This window comes from Nocardioides luteus, from assembly GCF_000960475.2.
Classification (GTDB): domain Bacteria; phylum Actinomycetota; class Actinomycetes; order Propionibacteriales; family Nocardioidaceae; genus Nocardioides; species Nocardioides luteus_A.
In genome coordinates this window covers 1-16,663 of the sequence record NZ_JZDQ02000051.1, presented here as the reverse complement: position 1 = coordinate 16,663, position 16,663 = coordinate 1, and the positions used below count along the sequence as shown (strand labels likewise).

18 protein-coding genes are annotated in these 16,663 nt (G+C 70.7%); 4 read left to right on the top strand and 14 right to left on the bottom strand.

Features of this window, described 5'->3' with window-relative positions; all coding sequences use genetic code 11:
• Position 1: 1 nt before the first annotated feature.
• Positions 2–2,431, top strand: coding sequence for a GH92 family glycosyl hydrolase (locus UG56_RS25540; RefSeq protein ID WP_045551066.1), 2,430 nt, complete (start codon positions 2–4; stop codon positions 2,429–2,431).
• Between the two features lie 40 nt (positions 2,432–2,471).
• Positions 2,472–3,941, top strand: a complete 1,470-nt coding sequence (locus UG56_RS25535) for an NCS2 family permease (RefSeq protein WP_045551065.1) — start codon at positions 2,472–2,474, stop codon at positions 3,939–3,941.
• Positions 3,942–3,957: 16 nt separating this feature from the next.
• Here UG56_RS25535 and UG56_RS25530 read toward each other — a convergent pair whose 3' ends face one another.
• The 13 genes from UG56_RS25530 to UG56_RS25470 form a co-directional block, all read right to left on the bottom strand.
• Positions 3,958–4,983, bottom strand: coding sequence for an Atu2307/SP_0267 family LLM class monooxygenase (locus UG56_RS25530; protein ID WP_045551064.1), 1,026 nt, complete (start codon positions 4,981–4,983; stop codon positions 3,958–3,960).
• Positions 4,984–4,996: 13 nt separating this feature from the next.
• On the bottom strand, positions 4,997–5,743 hold the full coding sequence (locus UG56_RS25525; RefSeq protein ID WP_084101615.1) for an urease accessory protein UreD: 747 nt from the start codon (positions 5,741–5,743) through the stop codon (positions 4,997–4,999).
• The gene (gene ureG / locus UG56_RS25520) at positions 5,724–6,467 is read right to left on the bottom strand and encodes an urease accessory protein UreG (RefSeq protein WP_045552186.1); all 744 of its coding nucleotides are present in this window, start codon (positions 6,465–6,467) and stop codon (positions 5,724–5,726) included. The genes UG56_RS25525 and ureG overlap by 20 nt, the downstream gene beginning before the upstream one ends.
• Positions 6,460–7,122, bottom strand: coding sequence for an urease accessory UreF family protein (locus UG56_RS25515; RefSeq protein WP_218145290.1), 663 nt, complete (start codon positions 7,120–7,122; stop codon positions 6,460–6,462). The genes ureG and UG56_RS25515 overlap by 8 nt, the downstream gene beginning before the upstream one ends.
• A gap of 5 nt (positions 7,123–7,127) precedes the next feature.
• A complete protein-coding gene (locus UG56_RS25510) occupies positions 7,128–8,819 on the bottom strand; it encodes an urease subunit alpha (RefSeq protein ID WP_045550351.1) in 1,692 nt (563 codons plus the stop codon).
• Between the two features lie 5 nt (positions 8,820–8,824).
• The gene (gene ureB / locus UG56_RS25505) at positions 8,825–9,145 is read right to left on the bottom strand and encodes an urease subunit beta (protein ID WP_045550339.1); all 321 of its coding nucleotides are present in this window, start codon (positions 9,143–9,145) and stop codon (positions 8,825–8,827) included.
• A gap of 9 nt (positions 9,146–9,154) precedes the next feature.
• Positions 9,155–9,457, bottom strand: a complete 303-nt coding sequence (locus tag UG56_RS25500; protein ID WP_045550340.1) for an urease subunit gamma — start codon at positions 9,455–9,457, stop codon at positions 9,155–9,157.
• Positions 9,458–9,487: 30 nt separating this feature from the next.
• Positions 9,488–10,165, bottom strand: coding sequence for an ATP-binding cassette domain-containing protein (locus UG56_RS25495; protein WP_045550341.1), 678 nt, complete (start codon positions 10,163–10,165; stop codon positions 9,488–9,490).
• The gene (gene urtD, locus UG56_RS25490; RefSeq protein WP_045550342.1) at positions 10,165–10,890 is read right to left on the bottom strand and encodes an urea ABC transporter ATP-binding protein UrtD; all 726 of its coding nucleotides are present in this window, start codon (positions 10,888–10,890) and stop codon (positions 10,165–10,167) included. Before urtD ends, UG56_RS25495 begins: the two co-directional genes overlap by 1 nt.
• Positions 10,887–12,017 carry an urea ABC transporter permease subunit UrtC gene (gene urtC, locus UG56_RS25485; protein WP_256206902.1) on the bottom strand — a complete coding sequence of 377 codons (1,131 nt, stop codon included), beginning with the start codon at positions 12,015–12,017 and terminating at the stop codon, positions 10,887–10,889. The genes urtD and urtC overlap by 4 nt, the downstream gene beginning before the upstream one ends.
• Positions 12,014–12,898, bottom strand: coding sequence for an urea ABC transporter permease subunit UrtB (gene urtB / locus UG56_RS25480; RefSeq protein WP_045550343.1), 885 nt, complete (start codon positions 12,896–12,898; stop codon positions 12,014–12,016). Before urtB ends, urtC begins: the two co-directional genes overlap by 4 nt.
• Positions 12,899–12,902: 4 nt before the next feature.
• Positions 12,903–14,144: an urea ABC transporter substrate-binding protein gene (urtA, locus tag UG56_RS25475; protein ID WP_045550344.1), complete on the bottom strand. Its 1,242-nt coding sequence runs from the start codon at positions 14,142–14,144 to the stop codon at positions 12,903–12,905.
• Positions 14,145–14,271: 127 nt separating this feature from the next.
• Complete coding sequence (locus tag UG56_RS25470) at positions 14,272–14,685, bottom strand: MarR family winged helix-turn-helix transcriptional regulator (RefSeq protein ID WP_045550345.1); 414 nt, start codon at positions 14,683–14,685, stop codon at positions 14,272–14,274.
• 95 nt (positions 14,686–14,780) lie between these two features.
• On the opposite strand from UG56_RS25470, the gene UG56_RS25465 reads away from it, so the two are divergent.
• Together UG56_RS25465 and UG56_RS25460 are read left to right on the top strand one after the other, a co-directional pair.
• Positions 14,781–15,899, top strand: a complete 1,119-nt coding sequence (locus tag UG56_RS25465) for a substrate-binding domain-containing protein (RefSeq protein WP_084101613.1) — start codon at positions 14,781–14,783, stop codon at positions 15,897–15,899.
• Positions 15,900–15,942: 43 nt separating this feature from the next.
• Positions 15,943–16,365, top strand: coding sequence for a carboxymuconolactone decarboxylase family protein (locus UG56_RS25460; protein WP_045550346.1), 423 nt, complete (start codon positions 15,943–15,945; stop codon positions 16,363–16,365).
• A 13-nt stretch (positions 16,366–16,378) separates the two neighbouring features.
• Here the strand turns inward: UG56_RS25460 and UG56_RS27700 are convergent.
• Positions 16,379–16,663, bottom strand: a 285-nt coding sequence (locus UG56_RS27700; RefSeq protein WP_143055197.1) for an HNH endonuclease, incomplete at its 5' end; no start/stop codon positions are given.

Genomic DNA, 16,663 nt, shown 5'->3' with positions numbered 1-16,663 from the left:
CATGCGGGTTCTCGTGACTTGTGCCCTGTCCCTCGCGCTGCTGGGCGGCGCCCTCACCCCGTTCGCCGCGGCGGGGGCCGAGGTGTCGCCCGCCGGTGACCCGGTGGAGCTCGTCGATCCGCTGATCGGCTCGTCGAACGGCGGCAACACCTACCCCGGCGCCGTACGTCCCTTCGGGATGCTCTCCTTCAGCCCGACCTCCACGGCGGGCGACCAGACCAACACCGCCGCGTCGAACGGCTACTCCTACGACACCACCCGGCTGCGCGGCTTCTCGCTCACCCACGTCAACGGCGCCGGCTGCCACCCGGGCGCCGCCGGCGACGTGCCGATCTTCCCGCACACCGGTGAGATGACCGAGTCGCCGACAGCCGACGTCACCGATGCGACGTACGCCTCCGACTTCAGCCACGCCGACGAGCTGGCCGAGCCGGGTCGCTACCGGCTGGGCCTGGCCAACGGGGCCGAGGTCGACACCACGGTGACGACCCGGGCCGCGGTCAGCGACCTGACCTTCCCAGCCGACAAGCCGGCGAACCTGCTCTTCCGCACCTCCAACTCGCTCAACGGCAGCGAGACCGCGGTGACGCGGATCGACGAGGCGAGGCGGACCGTGAGCGGCTCGGTGCTCACCGGCGCGTTCTGCGGCCGGCGCGGCAACGGCGGCGGGAGCAACAAGCGCTCCTACTACCGCCTCTACTTCACCGCGCAGTTCGACCGCGCCTTCACCGGCCACGGCACCTGGGTCAACGGCGAGCTCCAGCCGGGCAGCAGCGAGGCGCGCGGTGGCGAGGGCTACGAGACCGGGGCGGCCCGGCAGGGGCAGGGCTCGGGCGGCTACGTCTCGTTCGACCCCAGCCGCGACCAGAGCGTGCGGATGCGGATCGGGATCTCCTACACCAGCCAGGCGGCGGCCGAGGCCAACCTGGCCGCCGAGATCGGTCGGCGCGACACCGTCTCGACCATCGCCTCCGATGCCAAGGCCGAGTGGCGCAGGGCGCTCTCCTCGATCGAGGTCACCGGCGGCACCACGGCGGAGCAGACCGCGTTCTACACCGGGCTCTACCACTCCTACCTGCAGCCCAACGTCATCTCGGACGTCGCCGGCACCTACTGGGGCAGCGACCAGGAGGTGCACCGGATCGAGCGCGGCCAGCAGGCGCAGTACGGCAACTTCTCCGGCTGGGACCAGTACCGCGCCCACACCCAGCTGCTCGCGCTCCTGGAGCCGCGGGTGGCCGGTGACTTCGCCCGCTCGCTGCACGCCTACTCCCGCCAGCACGGCGGCGTCTGGGACCGCTGGGTCCACCTGAGCGGCTGGACGCACGTGATGACGGGCGACCCCTCTGCCCCGACCCTGGCCGGGTTCTACGCCCTCGGCGTTCGCGACTTCGACGCCACCGGCGCCTATCGGTCACTGGTCCGCCAGGCGACGGTGCCGCATCCCGACGGGCTGTCCAGCTACGGCTGCCCGGGGCAGTGCATCGGCCAGCGGCCGAACCTGGCCGACTACCTCGCCAAGGGGTACGCGCCTCAGGACACCTGCCGCTGCTGGGGCGGTGCCGCGGAGACCCTCGAGGACGCCGTCGCCGACTACTCGCTCGCCGACTGGGGCCGCCGTCTCGGCGCCTCCCCGGCCGAGACGGACGCGCTGATGGAGCGGGCCGGCTGGTGGCAGCACACGTTCAACCCCGCCGCCACCGACCCCGCCACAGGGACCACCGGCTACCAGCAGGCCCGCAACGCCGACGGGAGCTGGGTCGCCGGCTTCAGCCCGTCGACGCAGACCGGTTTCGCGCAAGGGAGCAGCGCGACGTACACCTGGATGGTGCCGCACGACGTGGCCCGGCTGGCCGAGGCGGTCGGCGGGCGCAAGCGGGCGATCGAGCGGCTGGACGCGTTCTTCCACAAGGCCGACGGCTCCTGGCAGTACACCGGAGGCGACGCGCTCCGCTACGACCCGACCAACGAGCCCGGCATCCACGTCCCGTGGATGTACAACGCCCTCGGCGCGCCCTGGAAGACCCAGGAGACGGTCCGCGCGATGGCCTCGCTCGCCTACGGGACCGGGCCGCGCGGCCTGCCCGGCAACGACGACCTCGGCACCATGTCGGCGTGGTACGTCTTCGCCGCGATGGGCATCTACCCCCAGGACCCCGCCCGCGCCGAGATGCTCCTCTCCAGCCCGATCTTCGAGAAGGTCACCATCCACCGCGGCAACGGTGTCGACATCACCATCGAGTCACCGCAGGCGAGCGCGGAGAACGTCTACGTCCAGTCGGTCACCCTCGACGGTGCGCCGCGCACCCGGTCCTGGCTGCCCGAGTCCGTGATGACCCGTGGCGGCACCGTCCGCATCGACGTCGGCGCCGAAGCGAACCGGGAGTGGGGCAGCTCCGGAGCCGACCTGCCGATCTACCACACCGACTGACCAGCGCCCTTCACCGAGCGAGCGCCCCGCATCTGCGAAGATGCGGGGCGTGAGCACTTCGACCCCGGCACGTCCCCATGCTCTTGACCGGTTCTTCCAGATCAGCGCGCGCGGCTCCACGGTCGGGCGTGAGGTCCGCGGTGGCGTGGTCACCTTCTTCACGATGGCCTACATCGTCGCTCTGAACCCGCTGATCCTCGGGTTCGCGGAGGACGTGAACGGCGACCTCCTCGGCGGGAACGGCGGCGACAACCTGGCCGCGATCGCGGCGGGCACCGCGCTGGTGGCGGGGGTGATGACGATCCTGATGGGTGTCGTGGCCAACTATCCGCTGGCGCTGGCGACCGGGCTCGGGCTCAACGCGTTCGTGGCGTTCTCGATCGCGGGGCAGATGACCTGGGCCGACGCGATGGGGCTGGTGGTGATCGAGGGTCTGGTGATCCTCGTGCTGGTGCTGACCGGGTTCCGGGAGGCCGTCTTCCACGCCGTCCCCCGCGAGCTCAAGACCGCGATCTCGGTCGGGATCGGCCTGTTCATCGCGGTGATCGGCTTCGTCGACGCCGGTTTCGTACGCCGCATCCCCGACGCCGCGAACACGACCGTGCCGGTGCAGCTGGGCCCGACCGGGCAGCTCGCGGGCTGGCCGGTGCTGGTCTTCGTCATCGGCCTCGTCCTGATCATCACCCTGTGGGTGCGCAAGGTGCGCGGCGCGATCCTCATCTCGATCGCGGCGACCACGGTGCTGGCGATCATCGTCGAGGCGATCGCCGGGATCGGGGCCGGCGGCGCCAAGAACCCGACCGGGTGGGCGCTCAACGTGCCGGCCCTTCCCGACAAGATCATCGACTGGCCCTCGTTCGCGACGCTGGGCGAGTTCAACCTGCTCGGCTCGTTCGAGAACGTCGGCATCGTGACCGCGGTGCTGCTGATCTTCACGCTCATGCTCGCCGACTTCTTCGACACCATGGGCACGATGACCGCGATCGGCGCCGAGGCCGGGCTGCTGCGCGAGGACGGCACCCCGCCGCGTACGCGCTCGATCCTGGTCGTCGACTCGCTGGCCGCCGCGGCCGGTGGCGCCGGCGGCATCTCCTCCAACACCTCCTACGTCGAGTCGGCCTCCGGCGTCGGCGAGGGCGCCCGCACCGGTCTGGCGGCGGTCGTCACCGGTGTGCTCTTCCTGCTCACCACGTTCCTCTCCCCGCTCGTCGAGATCATCCCGTCGGAGGCGGCGGTGCCGGCGCTGGTCCTGGTCGGCTTCCTGATGATGCAGCAGGTCAAGGACATCAACTGGGCCGACCCGGACATCGCTCTCCCGGCGTTCCTGACGATCGCGCTGATGCCGTTCACCTACTCGATCTCGGTCGGCATCGGCGCCGGCTTCCTGGCCTACGTACTCATCAAGGTAGTCCGCGGCAGGGCCAGGACGGTTCACCCGCTGATGTGGCTGGTCGCGGTCATGTTCGCGGTCTACTTCGCGATCCACCCGATCTCGAGCTGGCTGAGCTGATCGGGCCGAGACCGAGTCAGCCCAGCATGTCCTTGACCAGCGGGACGACCCGGGTGCCGTAGAGCTCGATCGAGCTCATCAGGTCCTCGTGGCGCACCTGGCCCTGGTCGTACTTCAGGTCGAACCGGTCGACGCCGAGCACCTTGATGGTGCCGGCCAGCTTCCGGGCGACCGTCTCGGGCGAGCCGACGTAGAGGGAGCCGCCCTCGATCTCGCGCTCGAAGTCACCGGGCCGCGGCGGCGGCCAGCCGCGCTCGCGGCCGATCCGGGTACGCATCGCCAGCCAGCCCTCATAGACCGTCTCGTGGGCCTGCTCGTCGGTCTCGGCGACGAAGCCGGGCGAGTGGACGGCGATCCGCTTCCGCGGCACCCCGAACTCGTCCTGGGCACGCTCGAAGAGGTCGATGTAGGGCGCGAACCGGTCGGCCGGGCCGCCGATGATCGCCAGGAAGAGGCCGAAGCCGTGGCGGGCGGTGCGTACGACGGACTCCGGGCTGCCACCGACGCCGACCCAGGCGGTCAGCCCGTTCTCGGTGCGCGGGAAGACCTCCTGGTCGGTGAGCGCCGCGCGGGTGCGGCCCTCCCAGGTGACCTTCTCCTCCTTCAGCAGCGCGGCGAGCAGCTCGAGACGCTCCTCGAAGAGCTCCTCGTAGTCGGCCAGGTCGAAGCCGAACAGCGGGAACGACTCGGTGAACGAGCCACGCCCGGCGACGATCTCGGCGCGGCCGTTCGAGACCGCGTCGAGGGTGGCGAACCGCTCGAAGACCCGCACCGGGTCGTCGGAGCTGAGCACGGTCACCGCGGAGCCGAGCCGCAGGCGCTCGGTGCGGGAGGCGACCGCGGCCAGCACCATCTCCGGGCTGGAGACGGCGAAGTCGCGACGGTGGTGCTCGCCCACACCGAAGAAGTCGAGCCCGACCTGGTCGGCGAGCACGCCCTCCTCGACGATGTTGCGGATCACCTGCGCGTGGTGCTGCGGCTTGCCCTCGGCGTCGCGGGTGACCCCGCCGAAGGTGTCCAGGCCGAACTCGATCTCAGTCACGCCCGTTGAAACCTCAACCAGTCGTGGCGCATTCCCAGGGCTCTGCGGGGACCTCGTGGGCCTCGCCGGCCAGGTGGCGCCAGAGCGTCCCACCGTGCTCCAGGTCGAGCCGTCCGTCCGGGCAGGCGTCGGGCGCGATCTGCTGCCCGAGCGCCGTGACCGAGGCGAGCACCCGGTGCGGGCCGAGGAGGCCGGGGGCCATCGAGCTCGCGTCCAGGTCGAGCGACTCGACCAGGAGGGGGCGGCCGTCGTGTCCGTACGCCGACCAGGTGGTGTGCGCCCGACCCGGACGCTCGCCGTGGCGGCCGAGGACGAGGGTCTCGCGCAGGGCGAGCCGGGCGCCGGGCGCGAGGGTCACCTGGGTGTCGCGGGTGACGTCGGCACCGGCGGAGACGACGAACGGCTCGCCGGCCCAGACCAGGGTCGCGCCCGCCGCGAGGGTGATCCGGACCGACCAGGACGCCTGGCCGCCGTCCATGTCGTACGCCACCGTCCCGGCAGGCTCGACCAGGGTCAGGTGCATCCCCTCCCCCACCTCGACCTCGACCCTGACGTCGTCGCCGGCCAGGAGCATCGCGCCGTCGGGGACCAGGGAGATCCGGGCCGACCGGGCATCGCCGGCGAGCAGCATCGGCCGCAGCGCCGGTGCCGTCGCCGGCCCGGTCACGTCGGTCTCCACCCGGACCCGGCCGCCCGCGACCGCCCCGACCCTCACCCGGGTCAGGGCGCCGCCGGCGAGCTCAGGCGTGCTGGTGGTCATGGTCGTGATCGTGGCTGTGGCTGGTGCCGTCGGCGTGGAAGTGCGGCGCCATCGGCCCCGGGTCGGCCGGGACCAGGGCGCCCCCGCGGTGGCGGTCCAGCTCGGACCTGACCCAGGCGATCAGCGCCTCGACGGAGGCCGGGTCGGTGCGGGAGAGCGCGATGACCGGGCGACCCTCGCGCACCGACCCTGCGTCGGAGACCATGGCGGCCGGGTCGACACCGACGTACGGGGCGAGGTCGGTCTTGTTGACCACGAGCAGGTCGGCGCGCTCGATGCCGGGGCCACCCTTGCGGGCGACGTCGCCGCCGCCGGCGACGTCGATCAGGAAGATCTGGGTGTCGACCAGCGCCGGGGAGAACGTGGCGGTGAGGTTGTCACCGCCCGACTCGACCAGGACGACGTCGAGGGGCGCGAACTCCTCCTCCAGCTCCTCGACGGCGATCAGGTTGGCGGTGACGTCGTCGCGGATCGCGGTGTGCGGGCAGGCACCGGTCTCGACCGCCTTGATCCGGGCCGGGTCGAGCACGCCGGCGGAACGGAGGAAGCGGGCGTCCTCGTCGGTGTAGATGTCGTTGGTGACCACGCCGAGCTCCAGGTCGGCGGAGAGCTCGCGGCACAGCAGCGCGATCAGCGAGCTCTTGCCGGTGCCGACCGGGCCGCACACGCCGATGCGCAGTCCCCTGCCGTTCTTCGTCCCATCGTTCGTCACGGTTTCAGGCACTGAACAACCTCCTGGTCGTCTGAGCGTGGGCCTGGGCCCACAGGTCGAGTTGGGGCGCGCTGGACGCGGGGATCTGATGCGGTTCGGTGAGCGGAGCGACCGCGGCGGCGAGCCGCTCGGCCTCCGGGAGCAGGTCGTGCACCCACGAGGTCGCGTCGAGCGGGTCGAGAGGCAGCAGCTTGAGGGCTGCCGAGGCCACCGTCTGCAGGTCGTCGTACGCCACCAGCCGGGCGAGCGAGGCCGGCGCGAGGCCACCGGTGGCTGCCGCCGCGGCCAGGACGAGCGGTCGGCACGGCCGCTCGAGCACGGCCACTGCCTTCACATGCGGGGAGTCCGGGAACAGCCTCCTGACCAGCCGCAACAGCGCCCGGCCAAGGGTGCGCGAGGTGTCCCGCATCGGCGCCGCCGGGGTGCGGGCCGCCCACGCGTCCAGGACCGGCTCCACCGGCAGCCCGGCGCGCAGCCGGTGCAGTCCCACCACCGCCGTGCCGGCCTCGACCCGCACGACGCTCGCCAGCCGTGAGCGCATGAAGACCGGCACCTGCTCGGCGGTGAGGCCGGAACGTACGGCTGCCTCCAGCTGACCCGACTGGGTGTGACCGGCGACCGGGAGCCGGGCGTCGGCCAACAGCATCATGAGCAGCTCTTCGGACATGGTGCTCAGAACATCGAGTAGAGCTGCGTCAGTGGCAGCTCGGTCGCGGGGGCGGGCTCGATCAGCTCGCCGTCGACGTGGATGCGGAAGGTCTCGGGCTCGATCCGGATGTCGGGGGTGGCGTCGTTGTTGATCATCTGCGCCTTCCCGATCTCCCGGGTCGGCTCGATCCCCACGAGGCGGCGGCGCAGGCCGAGGCGGTCAGCGAGCCCGGCATCGAGCGCCGACGGCGCGACGAAGGAGACCGCATGGTCGGCACCCGGCCCGACCAGCGCCGGTCGCATGAGCACCGGCTGCGGGGTCGGGATCGAGGCGTTCGGGTCGCCGAGGGCACCCCAGATCAGGGCGCCGGCCTTCATCACGACCTCGGGACGGATGCCGAAGAACCGCGGGTCCCACAGGACCAGGTCGGCCATCTTGCCGGGCTCCACCGAGCCGACCTCGGAGGCGATCCCGTGGGCGATGGCGGGGTTGATCGTGTACTTCGCGACGTACCTCTTCGCGCGGATGTTGTCCGCGGCACCGCCCAACGAGCCGAGGCGGGCCTTCATCGCGTGGGCGACCTGCCAGGTGCGGCAGATGACCTCGCCGATACGGCCCATCGCCTGCGCGTCGGAGGAGGTGATGGACAGCGCACCGAGGTCGTGGAGCACGTCCTCGGCGGCGATCGTGGTCGCCCGGATCCGGGACTCGGCGAAGGCCAGGTCCTCGGGCACCCGCGGGTTGAGGTGGTGGCAGACCATCAGCATGTCGAGGTGCTCGGCGACGGTGTTGACGGTGTGCGGCAGGGTCGGGTTGGTCGAGCCGGGGATCACGTGCGGCAGCGAGGCGACCGAGAGGATGTCGGGCGCGTGCCCACCCCCGGCGCCCTCGGCATGGAAGGCATGGATCGAGCGGCCGGCGATCGCCGCGACGGTCGACTCCAGGTAGCCCGCCTCGTTGAGCGAGTCCGAGTGGAGCGTGACCTGAAGGCCGTGCTCGTCGGCGGCGCGCAGCGCGGCGTCGATCGCGGCCGGGGTCGAGCCCCAGTCCTCGTGGACCTTGTAGGCGGCGGCCCCGGCCAGCGCCTGCTCGGCCAGCCCGGCGGCGGAGACGGTGTTGCCCTTGCCCATCAGCAGGAGGTTGACCGGCAGGTCGTCGAGGGCGCGATGGACGGTCTCGAGGTGCCATGGCCCGCCGGTGACCGTGGTGGCCTTGGAGCCCTCCGAGGGTCCGGTGCCACCGCCCCCGATGGTGGTGGTCCCGGTCGAGATCGCCTCGACGATCTGGGAACGGGAGAGGAGATGTACGTGGACGTCGATCGCCCCGGCGGTGAGGATCTTCCCCTCCCCGCTGACCACGTCCGTGCCTGGCCCGATGATCAGGTCGGGGTGGACGCCGTCGGCGATGTCGGGGTTGCCGGAGCGTCCCAGGGCGACGATCCGGCCGGCGCGGATCCCCACGTCGGCGCGGACGATGCCCCAGTGGTCGAGCACCAGGGCGTTGGTGATCACCGTGTCGAGCGCACCGTCTGCCGAGGAGACGGTGGACTGGTTCATCGACTCGCGGATCGACTTGCCGCCGCCGAAGACCGACTCCTCACCGCCCACGGTCAGGTCGTCCTCGACCTCGATCCACAGGTCGGTGTCACCCAGGCGCACCTGGTCGCCGGTCGTGGGGCCGTAGAGCGCGGCGTACTCGGTCCTGCTGATCTCCACCACCGTCACGCCTCCTTGATCTGGATGCCGGGGACGACTCGGGCACCCTTGAGCGCGACGATGGCGACCTCGCGGGACGCGCCCGGCTCGAAGCGCCGCGAGGTGCCCGCCGGGATGTCGAGCCGGAACCCCTCGGCCGCCTCGCGGTCGAAGGAGAGCGCCGAGTTCACCTCGGCGAGGTGGATGTGGGAGCCGATCTGGATCGGCCGGTCGCCGGTGTTGAGGACGACCAACGTACGCCGCTCCGACTCGCTCCGGTCGGTGTTGAGATGGATGGTGCCCTCGGCGACGCGTACGGCTCCGGGTCCTCTGGACTGCACAGACATGGGGCCTCCTCAGGCGATGGGGTGGTGGATGGTGACGAGCTTGCGGCCGTCGGGGAAGGTGGCCTCGACCTGCACCTCGACGAGCATGTCGACCACGTCGGGCATGACCTGCTCGCGGGTCAGCACTGCGCGGCCCTGCGTCATCAGGTCGGAGACCGAGGCGCCCTCGCGGGCCCGCTCGATCACCCAGGTGGACAGCAGCGCGACCGACTCGGGGTAGTTGAGGAGCACCCCGCGGGCGAGCCGGTCGCGCGCGACCATCCCGGCCACGGACAGCAGCAGCTTCTCGGTGTCGGACGGGGTCAGATGCATGTCGCCAACTCTCTGAACTCTCTGGGCTCTCTAGACGGCCAGCTGGGATCGGACGTGCTCGCGGGCCTCGGACCCGCCCTCACCGCTCGCGGTGATCCGGCCGGACTCGAGGATGTAGTAGGCAGAGGCCGTACGCAGCGCGAACCCGACGTGCTGCTCGACCAGCAGCACGCTGAGGTCACCGCGTCCGGTGAGCTCGGAGATCACCCGCTCGATCTCGGCGACCACGTTGGGCTGGATGCCCTCGGTCGGCTCGTCGAGGATGAGCAGCCTCGGCCTGGTCAGCAGCGTACGCGCGATCGAGAGCTGCTGGCGCTGACCTCCGGAGAGCAGCCCGGCGCGTCGCCCGAGCAGGTCCTTCAGGGCAGGGAACAGGTCGAGCATCTCGCTGATCCCGGCCCGGTCGCCGACCAGCTGGAGGTTCTCCAGCGTGGTCATGTCGCCGAAGCTCTGCTGCCCCTGCGGGACGTAGCCCAAGCCCCGCTTGACCCGTGCGCTCGGCCGCAGCGCGGTGACGTCCTCACCATCGAGCAGCACCCGGCCGCTCTTGGCCCGGACCAGCCCGACCGCCGCCTTGAGCAGCGTCGTCTTGCCGGCGCCGTTGTGTCCCATCAGCGCCACCGCGGCGCCGGCGGGCACCTCGAGGCTGACGTCGTGGAGCACCGTGGTGCGGCCGTAGCCGCCGGTGACCGACTCGATCTTCAGCATCAGGCGTCCTCTCCCAGATAGACCCGCTGCACCTCGGCGTCCTCCCTGATCTCGGCTGCGGTGCCCTCGGCGATCACCTTCCCGGCGTGCAGGACGGTGACGACGTCGGCGAACCGGCGGACGAAGTCCATGTCGTGCTCGATGACCACGACGGTCCGCTCGGGGCTGATCCGGCGCAGCAGCTCGCCGGTCTCCTCCCGCTCCTCGGCCGACATCCCGGCGACGGGCTCGTCGAGGAGCATCACCGAGGAGTCCTGGACCAGCAGCATGCCGATCTCCAGCCACTGCTTCTGCCCGTGCGAGAGCACGCCGGCCGGCTTCTCGGCGAGATCGGTGAGCCCGACCGTCTCCAGCACCTCGGCGACCTGCTCCGGCGTCCCCCGTCGCGGCAGCATCAGCCGCCACCGCGCCCGGTGGACCCCGGCGGCGATGTCGAGGTTCTGCAGCACGCTCAGCTCCTCGAAGACCGTCGCGGTCTGGAACGTACGTCCCACGCCGAGGCGGGTGATCCGGTGCGATGCCAGCGCGAGCAGGTCGCGTGTGCGATAGCGCGCCTCACCACTTCCCTTGGCCAGCCCGGTCAGGGCGTCGACGAGCGTCGTCTTCCCGGCGCCGTTGGGGCCGATCAGGAAGTGCAGCCGGCCCGGCTCCAGGGTCAGCGAGACCCCGTCGATCGCGACGAAGCCGTCGAACTCGACCCGCAGGTCGTTCACCGTCAGGGTCATCGCGCTGCCGCCTCCTCGGATGCCGACCGAGATACCTCGGTCTCGCCTCGCTTCCCTCGTGGAACTCCGCGAGGAGAGTGATCGCTCGCCGAGTCACCTCGGTGAGCATTCGCCCGGCCGACCAGCCCCAACAGCTGCGCCAGCCCACCCGGCAACAGCAGGATGACCAGCACGAACAGGGCTCCCTGGAAGTAGGACCAGGACCCCGGGAAGGCCTCGGAGAGCGTGGTCTCGGCATAGCCGACCAGCAGCGCGCCGACGGCCGGGCCGAGCAGCGAGGCACGTCCACCGAGCGCCACCCCGGCAAGCAGCCCGATGGAGGCGACCACACCGACGTCGTCGGGCGAGACGATCCCGGCGATCGGCACGAAGAGCGCGCCGCCGATCGAGGCCAGGACGGCCGCGATGACGTACGCCGCCAGCTTGACGTTGGCCGGGTCGGTGCCGAGGAAGCGGACCCGCTCCTCACCGTCGCGGACCGCGACCAGCAGCTCACCGAAGCGGGTGCGGTAGAGCCATGCCATCGCCAGGATCGAGACCAGCAGGATCCCGGCGGCGAGGAAGTAGAGCATCCGCTTGTTGGCCGGGTCGAACAGGGCGTACCCGAAGAAGCCCTGGAAGTTGTTCAGCCCGTTGGCGCCGCCGGTGGTCTTCACCTGACCGACGAGCAGGATCGCGAAGGCGGCGGCGAGCGCCTGGGACAGGATGGCGAAGTACGCCCCCTTGATCCGCCGCTTGAACACCGCGAGCCCCAGCAGGCCCGCCACGAGTGCCGGCAGGACGAGGATGACGACCACCGCGAGAGCGCCGCTGCGCAGCGGCTCCCACCAGCCCGGCACCGCGGCGTCGCCGTAGAGCGCCATGAAGTCCGGCACTCCGCCGGGACCGGCGTCGGCGAGCTTGAGGTGCATCGCCATCGCGTAGGCGCCGATGCCGAAGTAGAGCCCTTGGCCGAGCACCAGCATCCCGCCACGGCCCCAGGCCAGGCCGATGCCGACCGCGGCGATGGCGTAGCAGCAGTACTTGGCCAGCAGGCCGAGACGGAAGTCGGAGAGCACCGCGGGCGCGAGGACCAGCAGGCCGATCGCGAGCAGCAGCCAGCCGACGTACGGATAGAGCTTCTTCATGCCAGGCTCCTGGTCCGGACCGAGAGGATGCCCTGCGGGCGCAGCTGCAGGAACGCGACGATCGCCAGGAAGACGATCACCTGGGCGACCGAGCCGGTCAGGGCGTGGGCGAGGAAGGCCTGCAGCAGACCGATCCCGAGGGCCGCCACGATCGTGCCCTTGAGGTGCCCGATGCCGCCGACCACGACCACCAGGAACGCCTGCACGATGTAGGACGTGCCGAGGTTGGGGCCGGTCGAGCCGAGCAGGGTGAGGGCCACCCCGGCCACCCCGGCCAGGCCGGAGCCGATGAAGAAGGTGGCCTGGTCGGTGCGGCGGGTCGAGATGCCGATGGTCTCGGCGAGGTCGCGGTTGCCGACCGTCGCCCGGATCTCGCGCCCGAGCGCCGTGAACCGGAGCACCGCCAGCAGCGCGGCCACGCAGAGCCCGGCCAGGACGATGATGAAGAGCCGGGTCAGCGGGAAGTCGTAGCCGAGGATCGGGATCGAGCCGTCGAGCCAGCCCGGCGCGGGCACCTCCTTGGCCGGAGCCCCGAAGATGTCGCGCGCGACCTGCTGCAGGACGAGCCCGACGCCGTAGGTGACCAGCAGCGTGTCCAGCGGACGGGCGTACATCCACCGCAGCACGCTCGCCTCGAGCGCCAGCCCGAGCAGGCCGCCGATCACGAACCCCGCGGGGAGCGCGATCAGCAGGCTCAGCTCGGTGCTGGCGACGATGGTCGAGACGACATAGGCGGTGTACGCGCCGGCCATGATGAACTCGCCGTGGGCCATGTTGATCACGCCCATCTGACCGAAGGTCAGGGTGAGCCCGAGGGCGATGAGGAGCAGGACCGCGCCGGCGGAGATGCCGGTGAAGACCTGGGCGAGCAGCGCGTCCAACGGGCTAGTTCTTCCACCAGTCGTAGGACTTCAGGTAGGGGTCCGGCTCGATCGGCTTGTCGCTGGACCAGACCGTGTCGATCAGGCCCTCGGAGTTCACCTGGCCGATCAGCGCGGTCTTGGCGATGTGGTGGTTCTCGCCGTCGACCTCGACGGTGCCCTCGGGGGCGTCGTAGCTGACGCCGTCGGAGGCGTCGATGACGTCCTCGACGTCGAAGGAGTCGGCCTTCTCGACCATGCCCTTCCACAGGTAGAGGGAGGTGTAGGCCGCCTCCATCGGGTCGGAGGTGACCGCCTTGGCGCCGTTGGCCGCCTTGAAGTCGGTCACGAACTTCTGGTTCGTCGGGCTGTCGATGGTCTGGTAGTAGTTCCAGGCGGTGTACTGACCCTCGAGGTTGCCCACGCCGACGCCCGGGACCTCCTCCTCGGCGATCGAGACCGAGAGCACCGGCATCGCCGAGGCGGTCAGGCCCTTGCCCTTGTACTCCTTGAAGAAGGCCACGTTGGAGTCGCCGTTGAGGGTGTTGAAGACCGCGTCCGCACCGGCGGCCTTGACCTTGTCGACGACCGTGCCGAAGTCGGTCGAGCCCAGGGGCTGGTACTCCTCGCCGAGCACCTTGATGCCGTTGGCGGCGGCGTACTGCTTGATGATCTTGTTGGCCGTGCGCGGGAAGACGTAGTCCGAACCGACCAGGAAGATCGACTTGATCTTCTTCTCCTGCTTGAGGAAGTCGAGGGCGGGGATGATCTGCTGGTTCGTGGTGGCGCCGGTGTAGAAGATGTTGTGCGAGGACTCCAGGCCCTCGTACTGCACCGGGTAGAAGAGCAGCGCGTCGTTGCCCTCGAAGACCGGCAGCATCGCCTTGCGGGAGCTGGAGGTCCAGCCGCCGAAGACGGCCGCGACGCAGTCGTCCTGGATCAGCTTGGTCGCCTTCTCGGCGAAGACGGTCGGCTCGGACTGGCCGTCCTCGCTGACGATCTCGAGCTTCTTGCCGAGCACGCCGCCGTCGGCGTTGATCTCCTTCGCGGCCATGGACAGGGACTTGAAGACGGTCGTCTCGCTGATCGCCATCGTCCCGGAGAGGGAGTTCAGGAAGCCGATCTTGATGGTGTCGCCGCTGGTGTCGACGCAGCTCTCGCTGGTCGCGGTGTCACCGGTCTTGGCGCCACCGCAGGCTGTCGCGGTCAGGCCGAGGGCGAGCACCGAGCTGGCCGCGAGGATGCGGCTCGAGAATTTCGTACGCACGGGATGGGGGTCCTTCCATCGGACAATTGCTCTCGAATGGAAGGAATCTAGGGACGGGTTGTTTCGCCGATGTATCGGAGCCAGGGAGGAATTGTTTCCGGATGGAAACGCCTTGAGTCGACAGAGCTCAGACGCGCGAGTCGAGCGCCGTCCGGAGGTCGTCGACGACCCGGGCGACCGCCTCGGTCGACTGCCGGGAACGGATCTCGCGCGCGACCGAGGCTCCCACCGGCGAGAGGGCGACCACCGCCCGGCGCTTGTCCTCCGCGTGGACCTTGCGCAGCACCAGCCCACGCTCGGCGAGCCGGTCGACATGGCGGGTCAGCGTGCCGGCCGGGAGCGCGGCGCCGTCGGCGAGCCGCGTCATCGTCTGGCCGGGCTCGTCGAGAAGCACGCTGAGGATGCGCCACTGCTCCGCGGTGAGGTCGAAGTCGGCGTACGCCTCGGCGAGCGCACGCTCGATCCGGCGCTGCGCCCGGGCGAGCAGCACGGCCAGATCCGAACAGCGCAGATCCGCGCCGGTCGTCTCGGCAATCTTCATGAGTCCTCCCCACGGTCGCTGTCTGCCGTACCCTAACCACCCAACGGCTCAATGGTGAGTCATCAGGACAACATTCCGTTCGGGAGCAGGTGTCGATGACCCCACCGTCGTACACGCCGTCCTCCCATGCCCTGCTGGGCCTCGCGCCCCGTCCTCCGGGGGCGGTCTCGATCGCGTTCGTGGTGCCGATGCAGGGACCGACCGGCATCTACGGCCCCGGCTGCCTGGCCTGCGGCGAGCTGGCCGCCGAGGACCTCAACAGCGCCGGCGGGATCGCCGGGAGCCCGGTCGAGCTCGTCGCGGTCGACGGCGGGCGTGCGCCCCACGAGGTCGCGTCCGAGGTCGCACGGCTGATCGAGCTCGGCCGGGTCGACGCGATCGCCGGCTGGCACATCTCCGCGGTCCGCCAGGCGATCACCGCCCGCGTCGGCGGCAGGGTGCTGTACGCCTTCGCCGCCATGCACGAGGGCGGCGACGACACTCCGGGTGTCTTCATGATCGGCGAGCGCCCGGTCAACCAGCTGCTCCCCGCCACCGCGTGGATGCGCGCCCACCACGGCGTGTCCCGCTGGGCGGTGGTCGGCAACGACTACGTCTTCCCCAGGGTCACCGGATCGACGGCACGAGCGGCGTTGCGGGGGTCGCCCTCGCAGGTGGTGAGCGAGACGTACGTCCCGTTGGGGACCCGCGACTTCGCCGGCGTGCTGCGCGGCCTGGAGAGCGGCGACCAGGACGGTGTGATCATGCTGCTGATGGGGCAGGACGCGGTGCACTTCAACCGTCAGTTCGCCGCTGCCGGGCTGAGCTCGTCGCTGACCCGGCTGAGCCCGGCGGTCGAGGAGAACACCCTGCTCGCCGGTGGCGCGGGCGCCAACGCCAACGTCTTCGCGGCCGCCGCCTACTTCGACGGCCTCACCACCCCCGAGTCGGCCGGCCTGGCCGAGCGCTACTACCGCCGCTTCGGCGAGTACGCGCCCTCCCTCAACGCCGTCGGCGAGTCCTGCTACGAATCGCTCATGTTCCTGCGGCAGGTCGGCGACGCCTGCGGCTCCCTCGAGGTGGAGCCCGCCCTGCGCCTCGCCGAGCGCCACAGCTACTCCAGCCCGCGCGGCCTGATGCGGATGCACGGCAACCTCGTGGACCAGGACGTCTACATCGCCGCCGCCGACGGGCTCCGCTTCGAGATCCAGGAGCAGATCGCGTACGCCTCCTAGCCCTGTTGACTTAGAGTGCACTCCAACTCCTAGCGTTCGCGACATGACCTACGCGAACCCGACCCAGGACCCCACCATCCGCGCCGCCCGCCACGACCACGGCCGCGAGATCCTCGACGCGATCGACGGCGAGGCCGGCGCCCGCGTGATCGACTCGCTCGCCGACATCGCCCCGGAGCTCGGTCACCAGATCGTCGCCTGGGGATTCGGCGAGATCTACGCCCGCCCCGGCCTGGAGCCGCGGGACCGACAGCTCGTCACCCTCGGCATGCTCACCGCCCTGGGTGGGTGCGAGCCACAGCTCGAGGTCCACATCAACGCCGCCCTCAACGTCGGCCTGACCCCCGAGCAGATCATCGAGGCCCTGCTCCACTCGGCGGTCTACTGCGGCTTCCCGCGCGCCCTGAACGCCACCTTCACCGCCAAGAAGGTGTTCGCCGAACGCGACCTCCTCCCCCTCGCCTGATCGCAACTTCGCCTCAGGCTGCGAGGGTGTGCTCGAGCAGCAGGTTGCGCAGCCGAAGCTCGGCTGGGGACAGGGGTGGGTCGGGCTGCCAGGTGTCGGGTGGTGGGCTGACATAGGCATGGCCCGTGGGTGTGATGGTGGTGATGCTGCCGCCGGGTCCGGGTCTGGCCTGCCACCCGATCGCCTCTTTCGCTTGATTGCACCGCTCGCAGAGACCTTGCAGGTTTGCGGCGCTGGTTTGGCCGCCGTCGGCGTGGCGTTGGATGTGGTCGATGTTGCGAATCGGGGCATCACACCC